The organism is Streptomyces sp. NPDC048001, assembly GCF_043203115.1.
In the GTDB taxonomy this organism is placed as follows: Bacteria; Actinomycetota; Actinomycetes; order Streptomycetales; family Streptomycetaceae; genus Streptomyces; species Streptomyces sanyensis.
Window position 1 is genome coordinate 17,714 of record NZ_JBIDBN010000022.1, and the last position, 12,658, is coordinate 30,371.

Below are 12,658 nucleotides of genomic sequence, written 5' to 3' on the forward strand. Positions count from 1 at the left end.
GGGCCCTGAGGTCCCGTCAGCGGGCCACGGCCCGCCGGTAGTCCTCGTCCGCGGCCAGCAGCACACGGTGGTCGCCCTCGGCCGTGACCGCGCCGTCCTCCAGCACCAGCACGCGGTCGGCGGCGTCCAGCAGGGCCGGGCTGCTGGTGATCACCACCGTGGTCCGCCCCCGGCGCAGCTTGGCGAGATTGCGTGCGATGAGCTGCTCGGTCACCGCGTCCACGGCGGTGGTGGGGTCGTGCAGCACCAGGATGCCGGCGTCGGCGGCGAGGGCGCGGGCGAGGGAGAGCCGCTGCCGCTGCCCCCCGGACAGGTTGGCGCCCCGGTCCCGGACGCCGTGGTCGAGCCCTTCCCGGTGCAGCGCCACGACATCGGTCAGCAGGGACGCCTCGACGGCCTCGGCCACCAGACCGCTGGTCCCGGCCGGGTCGATGTTGGTGCGCAGCGTGCCCGCGAAGATCTCCCCGTCGTAGGGGTTGACGAGCATGCGGGCGCGGAGCGCCTCGACCGCCAGCCCGGCGAGCTCCTCGCCGCCCACGTGCACCGCGCCCCGGTAGGAGCCGGGCGGGGCCTCGGCAGCGAGCACCGATGCGAGGTCGGCACCCTCCCGGGGGCGGCGGGCGGCGATCGCCGCGAACTCGCCCGCCCGCACCCGGAACGTCAGCCCCCGCAGGGAGCCGTGGTGCAGGTCCGTCACCCGCAGGTCCAGGCGGTCGGCGGCCGGGCTCCCGGTGCCCGGCACCGCCACCGGTGGCGCGGCGAGCACCAGGGCCATCCGGTCGGCCGAGGCCCGCGCCATCATCACGTACTTGGGCATCTCCGAGAACAGCTTCAGGGGCTCCATGATGAACTGCGCCAGTCCCACGGCCATGACCAGGTCGCCGATGCCGATGGCGCCCTCGAAGGCGAGCACGCCCGCGGTGAGGGTGACGGCCGCGGCGAGGGCGGCGTTCAGGGCGAGGGCGGTGCCCGCGTAGACGCCGTTCACCCGGGCGACGGTGACGGCCTGCCGCTTCGCCTCCTCGCTGACCTTGCGGTAGGAGCGGAAGGCCGCGTGGTTGCCGCCGAAGCCGTGGAGGGCCCGCAGCCCGGTGATCAGGTCGGCGACCTTGGCCCCCGCACGCGCCACCCGGGCCTGCTGCTCGCGGGTGCCGGTGCCGATCCGCCGGGACATCACGCCCAGCACCGACAGGATGGCCGCGGTGCCGAGCACCACCAGCAGGCCCAGGTGGACGCTGGCCCTTCCCAGTGCCACGGCGGCGACCGCCACCGCGACCAGGGAGCTGATCAGCAGCGGCACCACCTCGATGATGTCGGCGGTCTGGTCGGCGTCCTCGGTGGCGACGGTGAGCACCTCCCCGGACTTCAGCCCGACGTCCCTGGCCACCGGCTGGAGCCCGCAGGCCGCCACCCGGGTGCGCCAGCGGTGCGCCTCGGTCGTGTTGGCCTTCTGCAGGACGCGCATCCCGAAGCGCCACGAGAGCGAGACGACCGTGATGATCACGGCCAGCCCGGCCACCGAACGGGCCAGCGAGCCGGGGCTGCGGTCCTGCATCGTGTGCTCGACGATCAGGCCCAGGGCGATGGGGAAGGCCGTCTCCCCCGCCTGGTACAGGCCCATCAGGGCCGTGCCCGAGGCCATGGCGCCGATGTTCCGCCGCAGTGCGGTCCGCAGGATGCCCGCCCCCGTCCGGGGCCCCGGGATGTCAGGATCGGTCATCGAGGTGCCGGGCAATCGCTTCGGGGGTGCGCAGGGTCAGCAGGTCGCGGATGGTGACCACCGGGCCGTACGCACGGCGCAGCAGTCCGGCCAACCGTACCGCCAGCATGGAATGCCCGCCGAGGGACACGAAGTCGCTCACCGCGCTCACCTCCTCGTCGTCGAGATCCAGTGCCTCGGCGAAGGAGGCGCACACCTCGGTCTCGGTCCCCGGCCGCGGGGCCCGCCCCTTCGCGCCGGGCAGGAGGCCCAGGGGCCTGGGGTCGGGCAGGGCCGTGGTGTCGACCTTCCCGTTCACGGTCAGGGGGATGCCGCCGACCTCCGCGTAGTGGGTCGGACGCAGGAAGTCCGGCAGTCCGGCGCCCACCTCGGCGGCGACCGAGGCGAGGTCGGAGCCGTCGAGCACCAGGTAGGCGGCCAGCCGGTGGGCGCCGTCGGCGGCGGGGTCGGGCTGTGCGACGGCGGCCGCGAAGCGCACCGCCGGGTGGGCCGCGAACGCGGCCTCGACCTCGGCCGGCTCGACGCGGTGACCGCGGATCTTGATCTGCCGGTCGGTGCGCCCCAGGTACGCGAGCCGTCCGTCGGGGCGCCGCAGGACCAGGTCGCCGGTGCGGTACATCCGCTCGCCCGGCGCGCCGAAGGGGCAGGCCGTGAACGATCCGGCGGTGAGGTCCGGCCGGTCCAGGTATCCGCGGGCCAGTCCGACGCCGGAGACGTACAGCTCGCCGGGGACGCCGTCCGGAACCGGCCTGAGCCAGGGGTCGAGCACATGGGCCTCGGTGTTGTCGACGGGCACCCCCACCACCGGGTCGGCGCAGTCGAAGGTGCCTGCCCCGAGCGTGTTGATGGTGTACTCGGTGGGCCCGTACAGGTTGTAGCCGACGGTCCCCCCGGTGTCGGCGAGCCGCCGCCACAGCGCGGGGGTGACGGCCTCCCCGCCGAGCAGCACCAGCGCCGGGGGGTGCCCGGCCGGGTCGAGCAGGCCCTCGGCCACCAGGTGACCGGCGTAGGTGGGCGTGACGTTGACGACGTCGACGGCGTGGTCGCGGCAGTAGGCGACCAGCCGGGGGGCGTCGCGGCGCAGTTCCTCGTCGCAGACGTGCACCTCGTGCCCGTCGGCGAGCCACAGCAGCTCCTCCCAGGACATGTCGAAGGCGAAGGACACGGTGTGGGCGATCCTGAGGACCCGCCCCCCGTGCCGTGCGAGCACCGGGGCGAAGATCCGGCGCCGGTGGTTGAGCAGCATGTTGGTGAGGCCGGCGTGCTCGGTCACCACGCCCTTGGGCCGCCCGGTCGAGCCGGAGGTGTAGATGACGTACGCGGGGTTCCGCAGGCGCTCGGGGTCCCCCGGGGCGAAGGCGGTGAGGGGCGGGGCCTCGGGAAGGGGCCGGTCCAGCTCCACGAGTTCCCCGCCGAGCCGCGGGCTTACCGGGGAGACGGTGAGGATCACCCGGGGGCGGGCGTCTTCCACGACGGCGGCCAGGCGCTCGTCCGGGTGGTCCAGTTCCAGGGGCACGTAGGCGGCGCCGGTGCGCAGCACGGCGAAGATCGCCGCGATCGAGTCGAGGGAGCGGGGGAGGGCGAGCCCCACGGTCGCCCCGGGGCCGATGCCCCGCCGGGCCAGCACCCCGGCCACGGCCCGGCTGCGGTCGCGCAGTTCGGCGAAGGTCATGGCCCGGCCGTCGGCGACGAGGGCCACCCGCCCGGGGTGGCGGTCGGCGGCGCGGTCGAAGTGGTCGACCACCGTGTCCGTGCCGATGGCGACGCGTTCGGCCGGGCGCGGTTCCGCGGGCCTGCGCCCCAGTGCGGCCACCGGTCCTGCGGAGCGGACCAGGTCGCCGAGGGTGCGCAGGTAGTCGTCGAACAGGCGCTGCGCGCGGGCGGTGTCCCCGTCGCGGTACTCCAGTTTGACGGTGAGCCGGTCGCCGGGGGTGACGACCCAGGTGAACGGGTAGTGGGTGGAGTCGTCGGCGCTCACGCCCGTGATGCCGTTCGCCGCGTTCATCCGGGCGAACGCGTCCGTGTCCAGGAAGTTCTGGAGCACGAAGAGGGTGTCGAAGAGGGTGTCGTGGCCGGCGGCCCGCTGGATCTCGCCGAGCCCGAGCCACTCGTGGTCCATGGCCGCGACGCGGTCGCGCTGCACGGCGGTCAGGTACGCGGCGACCGTGTCGCCGGGGCGGGGGCGGGTCCACTGGGGCACGGTGTTGAGGAGCACGCCCACCACGCCGGCGAGCCCCTCTCCCTCGCGACCGGAGACGGTCGTGCCGAAGACCGCGTCGGCGCGTCCGGTGCGGGCGCCCAGCACCAGGCCGAGAGCCCCGGTGAGCACCGAGTTGAGGGTGACGCCGTGCTCGGTCGCGGCCCGGCGCAGCCGCTGCGACTCCTCCTCGGACAGCGCCCGGACCAGGGTGCGCGGTGCGCCGTCGCCCTGCGGCGGGGTGGCGCCGGACACGAGCGTCGGCCCGCTCAGCCCGGCGAGATGCCCGGCCCAGAAGCGCTCGGCCGCCTCGGGGTCCCGGGCGTCGAGCGCGCGGGCGCAGTCCTCGAACGAGGGCGCGGCGGGGACGGGCCGGAGTACCTCGCCCGCGAGGACGGCCCGGTAGGCGTCGAACAGCTCGCGCAGCACGGTCTCCCGCGACCAGCCGTCCCACAGCAGCAGGTGGTAGCTCAGCAGCAGGCCGTCGCGACCGCCGGGCAGGCGGACCACGGTCAGCCGGACCAGCGGCGGTTCGGCCGGGTCGAAGCCCGCCTCGCGGTCCCGGGCGCGCAGCGCCTCCGCCTCCGCCTCGTCGGCGGCCTCGGCCTCCCTCACGGGGAAGCGCCGGCCCGCGGCCAGCACCTGGACGGGTGCGCCGTCCCCGTCGGAGGTGAAGCCCGCGCCCACCACGGGGTGGCGGGCGGCGACGTGCTCCATCGCCCGGGACAGGGCGGCGGGTTCGAGGCGCCGGTCGAAGGTGAACCAGCTCTGCGCGACGTAGGGTGCGCCCGTCCCGGCCAGCTGGGCCTGGTAGTACAGGCCGCGCTGGAGGGGGGTGACGGGCGCCGTGCGCTCGGCGGACAGGGCGGCGTCGGCGATGCGGTGCAGCGCCTCGGACCAGTGCCCGGCGAGGGCGTCGGGGATGCCCTCGGCGAGGGTGAAGGCCGCGTGGAGGCGGCCGGTGGCGGCGTCCGTCCAGGTGTCGGCCTCGACGGCGTAGGGGCGGCCGTCGTCCTCGGCGGCGATGTGGGGCGCGAGGGACTCCTCGCCCCGCCCGAGGTAGTTGAAGAGCACCTGGGGGCGGGTGGCGCCCAGCAGCGGGGCGGTCTGCGGGTTGAGGTACCGGAGCAGGCCGTAGGACAGGTGCGCGGTGCCGTCGGTCTGCCGGCCGGCCACCTCGCGGGCGGCGGCGACGGGATCGGTGTGCGGGCCCAGGCGCACGGGCGCGATGGCGGTGAACCAGCCCACGGTGCGGGTGTAGTCGTGGTCCGCGCGGACGGGGTCCCGGCCGTGCCGCTCCAGGTCGACGGCGAGGTCGCCCGGAACGGGCTGGACGGCCGTCAGCGCGGTCCGCAGCGCGCCGCACAGCAGCTCGGTGAGGCCGATGCCGAGGGCCGCGGGAGCGGTGAGGGTCACCCGGTCGCTCACCTCGGCGGGGAGGGCGACGGCGATCCGGCGCACCCGCGCGGGCCCGGGCAGCAGCGCGGGGGCGGCGAGGGTGTCGAGCCAGTGGCCGAGGTGCTCGACGGCCGGTGCGGCGTCGGCGGCCAGCGCCTCGGCGTACTCGGCGTAGGAGGTGGTCGGCGGTGGGAGGGGCTCGCCGCGCATCGCGGCCGCGAGGTCCTGGAGCAGGATCAGCCAGGACACCGCGTCGACGGCGAAGTGGTGGGCGGTGACGAGGAGGGCGCGGCGGTCTTCCAGCCAGGTGAAGGCGACGACCTCCCCGGTGGCGGGGTCGAGCGCCCCGGCCGCCGCGTGAGCGGCGGTCGCGGCGGCCGTGTCCTTGGCGCGGGTCACCCGCGCCGCGCGGGCGGGCTCGGTGCGCAGGGACCACACCCCGTGCTCGTCGCGCAGTCGCAGCCGGAGCGCCGGGTGGGCGGCCAGGACCGCGTCCGCGGCGCGCACGGCGTCCGCCGGGCCGGTGCCCTCGGGGGCGTCGAGGACCCTGGCCTGCGCGAACCGGGCGGTCGTCGCGCCCATCGCGCGCCGGCGCAGGATCATCGGCGTCGGTACGAGCGGGCCGTCGGCGGGGCGCGCGGAGACCGGTGCGGGGGCGGGGGCCGCCGGGGTGCGCCCGGCGAGGTGCCCGGCGAGGGCCCGGGGGGTCCGCAGCAGGAAGACGTCGCGCGGGGCCATGGGCAGGCCCAGCGCGCGGGCACGGTTGATGACGGTGATGGCGACGATGCTGTCGCCGCCCGCGGCGAAGAAGTCGGTGTCGGCGTCGACGGAGGAGCCGGGCAGTGCCTCGGCGAAGACCTCCATCAGCACGGCGAGCGCGTCGGCCGCCGCGCCCCGGCCGGCGGGCGCCGGCTCGGGTGCCTCGGCCGCGCGGCGGGCCAGGGCCGCACGGTCCAGCTTGCCGTTGACCGTCAGGGGCAGGGCGTCCAGGGGCAGGATCCGGGCGGGCACCATGTGCGCCGGGAGCGTGGCGGCGAGCCGGGCGGCGGCGTCCGCGGGCGGCGTCCCGACGAGGTGCGCCACCAGGTGGTCGCCCTCCTCGGCGACGGTGACGGCCGCGTCGACGACCCCGTCGAGTGCCCGGAGCGCCGCTTCCACCTCGCCCGGCTCGATGCGGTAGCCCTTGAGCTGCACCTGGTCGTCGGCCCGGCCGACGAAGCGCAGCTCGCCGTCGATGGTGCGCCGGGCGAGATCGCCGGTGTGGTACATCCTGGAGCCGTCGGCCCGGAAGGGGTCGGCCACGAAGCGTCCCGCGGTGAGCCCGGGCCGCCCGAGGTAGCCGAGCGACAGCTGGTCGCCGGAGACGTAGAGGGCGCCCACGCGGCCCGGGGGCACCGGGCGCAGGCGCTCGTCGAGCAGATGGACGGCCAGGCCGGGGATGGGGCCCCCGAGGGGGCCGGCGTCCTCGTCGGCCTCGAAGTCCTCGGCGGTGAGCACGCGGTGGGTGACATGGACGGTGGTCTCGGTGATGCCGTACATGTTGACGAGTTCGGGGGCGGTGGTGCCGTACGTCCCGACCCAGTCCCGCAGCCGGGAGAGGTCGAGCGCCTCCCCTCCGAAGACGACGCGCCGGAGCGAGGTGACGGGTGCCCCGGAGCGCCGGTCGGCCTCGATGAAGCGGTGGAAGGCCGAGGGGGTCTGGTTGAGCACGGTCACGGAGCGTTCGCGGACCAGCCGGTGGAAGTCCACCGGGGAGCGGGTCAGCGCGTACTCGGGAACGAGCAGTTCGGCGCCGTGGGCGAGGGCGCCCCACAGTTCCCAGACGGCGAAGTCGAAGGCGTAGGAGTGGAACTGGACCCATACGTCCGCGGGGCCGACGTCCATCTCCGCCCGGGTGCGGGCGAGCAGGGCGACCACGCTCCGGTGCGGGACGACGACGCCCTTGGGGCGTCCGGTGGAGCCGGAGGTGTAGATCACGTACGCGGGGTCCTGCGGTCCGGCGTCCCGTGCGGCGGCGGATCCCGCGGCCGGGGGCTCCGGCGGGTCGTCGGAGGGCGCGGGCTCCTCGCCCTGGACGAGGAGCCGGGCCGGGACGCCTGCGCGGGCGAGCAGGCGGGTGAAGCGCTCGCGCAGGCCGGCGGCCACCAGGACGGCCTGGGGGGCTGCGTCGGCGAGCAGGTGGGCCAGGCGTTCGTCCGGGTGCGCGAGGTCCAGGGGCACGTAGGCGCCGCCCGCGGAGGCGACGGCGAGCAGGGCGACGGTCTGGTCCGCGCAGGGCGGCACGGCCACGGCGACGCGGGAGCCCGGCCCGGTGCCCGCGGCGCGCAGGGTGCGGGCGAGGCCGTCCTTGGCCGCGGCCAGTTCGCCGTAGGTCAGTGTGCGGGTGCTCCCGTCGAGGCGGCATTCGGTGACGGCGGAGGCGGCCGGGTCGCGGCGCGCCGCCGCGTCGAACAGGCCGTGCAGGGTCACCGGGGCGAGGGGGGCCGGGAGCTTCTCCGGCCGGGTCGCGAGCGGGGCGACGGGGGTGTCCGGCCGGGTGAGCAGCGCGGTGAGGATCTCGTCGACGGTGTCGAGGAGCGCGCGGGCGCCGGTCTGCGGCAGCAGGGCGCCGTCGTGGACGAGGTGGAGCAGGGGGCGGCCCGCGGGGGTGCGCTCCACGACGAGGGTCAGGGGGTAGTGGGGGGCGCCCTCGCTGTCCACCCGGGTCACGGCGAGGGTGTGTCCGGGGCGGCGCAGGGCGGCGGGGTCGGTGGCGACGTCGAAGACGACCAGGGTGTCGAAGAGCGGCCCGGTGCCGTCACCGGCCCGGCGTCCGAGGTCCGTGAGCGCGACGTGCAGGTGCGGCAGCACCGCCAGTTGGTGCGCGCGCACGGAGTCGAGCAGTTCCCGGGCGGTGGTGGCGGCCGTCCACCTGGCGCGTACGGGCACGGTGTTGATGAGCAGGCCCACCATGTCCTCGATCCCCGGCACGTCCGCGTCCCGTCCGGAGACCGTGGAGCCGAACACCACGTCCGTGCGGTCGAGGATGCGGCCCAGCGCGAGGGCCCACGCGCTGTGCACGGCGGCGCTCAGCGGCACCCCGGCCGCCCGCGCCGCCGCGTCGAGGTCGAGCCCGGCGGCCCGGCGGACCTCGGCGAACCGTGCGGAGGGGGTGTGCCCCTCGGCCACCAGCGAGGAGGAGGTCAGGCCCGCGAGTTCCGCGTCCCAGACGCGGGCGCTCTCCTGCCGGTCCAGCGCGGCGAGCCGGCGTACGTGGTCGGCGAACCGGCCGACCGGGTGGACGGAGCCGGGTGCGTGGTACTCGTCGAGGAGCGCGCGGAGCATCGGCGCGACCGACCAGCCGTCGGCGACGATGTGGTGCACGGTCTGCACCAGGACGTTCCGCCCGGACCCGGCGCGGACGAGGAGGTAGCGCATCAGCGGGCCCTCGGCGAGGTCGAAGCCGGCGCGCCGGTCCCGCTCGGCCAGGGCGCGGAGTTCGGTGTCGGTGATGCCGGGGCGTTCGAGGGTGCTGAAGGGGGCCGTGCGGCCGTCCTCGATCACCGACACGACCCGGCCGTCGGCGAGGGCGGTGAACCGGGCCGCCAGGTTGGGGAAGACGGCGAGCAGCCGGGTGGCCGCCGCCGAGAGGCGCTCGGCGTCCACTTCCCCTTCCAGTTCCAGCAGTTGCTGTTCCACGTAGGCGCCCGCGGTGTCCTCGTCGAAGACCGAGTGGAAGTACAGGCCCTCCTGGAGCGGGGTCAGCGGCAGCACGTCGCGCAGGGCCGGTCCGTCCAGGGCGTCGACATCGGCCTGGGTCAGGCGCAGGGGCCGGAAGTCGCACGGGGTGTGGCCGCCTCCTTCGAGGGAGGCGAGGCCCCGCAGGGCCTCCTGGAGGTGGCTTCCCAGGGCGGCGGCGTCCTCGTCGGTGAAGACGCCCTCCGGCCAGGTGACGGTGAAGGCCAGTTCGTGGCCGCCGGACGGTCCGGGCTCGGCGATCGCGTTGAACTCCAGCGGGCGCGGCAGGCGCATCCCCGGGTCGCGCCGCTCCCCGAGCCGGCCGGTGGTGGTGCCGGCGGGGCGCCAGTCCTGCGAGGAGCCGGCCTCGAAGCGGCCGAGGTAGTTGAAGAGGACCTGCGGGGCCGGGGTGCCGGTGTCGATGCCGTCCAGATGGCGCAGCACGCCGTGGGGCAGGCCGTTGCCCGGCACCTGCGAGAGGTCTTCCTTGACGGCCTTCAGGGCGGTCGCCAGGTAGTCGGGACGGGTGAAGTCGCCGGTGCCGCCGGGGTCGACGGTGACGGGGAAGAGCGTGGTGAACCAGCCGACGGTGCGCGAGAGGTCCGCCTCGTGGCCGGTGGCCTCCGCGACCACCCGCACCTCCCGTCCGTGGCCCTCCCGTTCGATGTGGGCGAAGGTCTGGTCCTGCCCCCGGTCGCGGCGCAGGCGGGCGAGGGCGACGGCGAGGGCGGTCAGCAGGACGTCGTCGACGCCGGCGTGGAACCGCGCCGGGATCTCGCCCAGCAACGCGGCCGTGGTGGCCTCGTCCACGGTCACCGTCCGCGCCCGCTCCCGTGCCACGGTGTCGTCCGCGCACAGCGCCCGGCGGCCGAGCGGCAGGTCGGGGCCGGGGAGGGGCCGGGCGGCCCGGGCCCGGTGGGCGCCGAAGTCCGCGCGCTGCAGCAGTCCGGTCCAGTAGCGGAAGGAGGTCCCCACCGGGGGGAGTTCCACGGGCCGGCCCGCGGCGTACTGCCGCCACGCGGTGGCGAGGTCGTCCATGAGGATCCGCCAGGACACCCCGTCGATCACCACGTGGTGTGCCGCGAGGACCAGTTGGCGCTCGTCGCGGCGCCAGACGGCGTGGAGCATCGCCCCGCGGTCGGGGTCGAGTGCGGCGGCGGCGAGGGCGAGGCAGTCGTCCAGGGGCAGGGAGCTCTCCTGCCAGGCGGCGACGGCGCCGTCGGCCTCCGGCACGTCCAGGCTCCAGTGCTCGCCGCGCACCAGGGTGGCGCGGAGCATGTCGTGCCGGCGCAGTACGGCGGTGAGGACGGTGCCGAGGGCGTCGGTGGTGAGCCCGGCGGGGGTGTTGAGGACGACGGACTGCAGGAAGCCGTCGACGGCGTCGGTGGTGGCGCCGAGCCACCGGACGATGGGCGACCCGGTGACGGGGCCGGTGGGGACGTCGTCCGCGGCGGCGGTGAAGGGGTCCTCGCGGCTCGCCACCGCCGCCAGTGCGCCGAGGGTGGAGCGGGTGAAGACCTGCTGGGCGGTGACGTACAGTCCGGCGTCGCGGAGCGCGGCCATCAGGGAGATGGCCAGGATGCTGTCGCCGCCGAGGTGGAAGAAGTCCTGGTCGGTGCCGGCCTCCGGGAGCCCGAGCACCGCGGCCGCGGCCGCGGTGACGGCGCGCTCGGCGTCCGTGGCGGGCGGCTGGAAGGAGACGGCCGGCGGGCGGGGTTCGGGCAGCGCCCGCCGGTCGACCTTGCCGCCCTCGGTGAGCGGGAACCCGGGGAGCACGACGATGTGGGCGGGCACCATGTACTCGACGAGGTGCTCGGACGCCCAGGCGGCGACCTCGTCCGCGTGGAGTTCCCCGGTGCCGGAGGCGGGGATGACGTAGCCGACCAGGTAGGTGCCGCCCGCGCTGTTCTTCCTCGCGACCACGCAGGTGTGCCTGACGCCCGGGTGCTCGCCGAGTGCCGCCTCGACGTCCTCGATCTCCAGGCGCATCCCGCGGATCTTGACCTGGTTGTCGGCGCGGCCGAGGAAGTCGAGGGTCCCGTCGGGGGCGTAGCGCGCCAGGTCGCCGGTCCGGTACAGCCGGGAGCCGTCGGCGGCGAAGGGGTCGGCGACGAACCGGGAGGCGGTCAGCCCGGGGGCGCCCGCGTAGCCGCGTCCGAGGAGGAAGCCCCCCACGTAGAGTTCGCCGCCCACGCCGACGGGGACCGGGCGCAGCCGCTCGTCGAGCACGTAGAGCCGGGTGTTGGGGTTGGCCCTGCCGATCGAGGTCGACAGCCGCTCCGCGGCACCGCGGTAGACGACGTGGGAGACGCCGATCGTCGTCTCCGCGGGCCCGTAGCCGTGGTACAGGGGGATGCCGAGCCGGGCGCGGAAGCGTTCGTACAGCTCGGGCGTGAGCACCTCGCCCCCGCACCAGACGTGGCGCAGGCTGTCCAGCCGTCCGGTGTCGCCCGTGATCTCCAGGAGGACGTCGAGCATGGAGGACACCAGGTAGGCGAAGGTGACCCGCCTGCCGGAGATCACGCTCAGCAGGTGGTGCGGGTCGCGTTCGCCTCCGGGGCGCAGGACGACCAGGCGCCCGCCGCGCACGAGCGGCAGGAAGATCTCGTTGATCGAGATGTCGAACGACAGGGGCGCCTTGAACAGCGAGGCGTCCTCGGGGCCGAAGCCCAGGATCTCCTCCGCCTGCCACAGCAGGCGTTCGCTGATCGCCTCGTGCCGGATCATGGCGCCCTTGGGACGTCCGGTGGAGCCGGAGGTGAAGATGACGTAGGCCAGGGCCTGGCCGGGCACGGTGAGCCCGGGAGCCCGCTCGGGGCGGGTGGCGTACCGCCAGTCGCCGAGGTCCACGGCCAGCGCCTCGACCTCCCGGGGAGGGTGCTCGCCCGAGTGGTTGAGCTGGAGCACCGCACCGGCGTCCTCGATGACGACGGCGCGGCGCGCGGCCGGCCAGTGCGGGTCGAGCGGTACGAAGGCGCACCCCGCCTGGAGCACCCCGAGGAGGGCGACCACCATGTCGGCGGAGCGCTCCAGGGAGATGCCGACCACCGCCTCCTCACCGAGCCCGAGGGAGAGGAGGTGGTGGGCGAGCTGGGCCGAGCGCTCGGCGGTCTCCCGGTAGGTCAGGGTCCGGGTGTCGTCGACGACGGCGACGGCGTCGGGCCGGGTACGTGCCTGTTCGCGGAACAGCTCCATCAGGGTGGGGCGCTCCCGGTGGGCGGCGGTGTCGTTCCACCGCGCCAGCTGGGCGAGGCGGGAGGCCGCGTCCGCCGGGCCTATGGTGCCCACGGGCCGGTCGGGGAAGTCCGCGAGGTCGTCGAGGGCCCGCTGGGCCTCGACCGGGTCCACCCCGTGCGGCAGGGCGATGCTCCCGGCGCCGGGGGCCACCTCCCAGCCGGCGGTCACCGGGCCCCCGTTGTCGATCCACCCCAGGAGGTCGGCGAAGTGCGTCCCGGGGCCCAGGTCGAGGCCCCGGGGGGCTGCCCCGGTGGCCCAGTACGCCAGACCGACGGCGCAGGCGCCGGCGATCGTGGCGTCGGTGTAGTCGCCGGTCCGGCGCCTGACGCCGTCCAGGCACGCGGGTGACAGCAGTACGCGACGAGCGGTCGGATCCATCATCGAAGCCC

General features: G+C 75.8%; 2 protein-coding genes. Both read right to left on the reverse strand.

Translation table 11 applies throughout. The features are described 5' to 3' along the window. Positions 1-16: 16 nt before the first annotated feature. Positions 17-1,720: an ABC transporter ATP-binding protein gene (locus tag ACGF15_RS28625; protein WP_345615897.1), complete on the reverse strand. Its 1,704-nt coding sequence runs from the start codon at positions 1,718-1,720 to the stop codon at positions 17-19. Beyond that, positions 1,707-12,650, reverse strand: a complete 10,944-nt coding sequence (locus ACGF15_RS28630) for an amino acid adenylation domain-containing protein (RefSeq protein WP_392803150.1) — start codon at positions 12,648-12,650, stop codon at positions 1,707-1,709. Before ACGF15_RS28630 ends, ACGF15_RS28625 begins: the two co-directional genes overlap by 14 nt. Positions 12,651-12,658 lie beyond the last annotated feature (8 nt).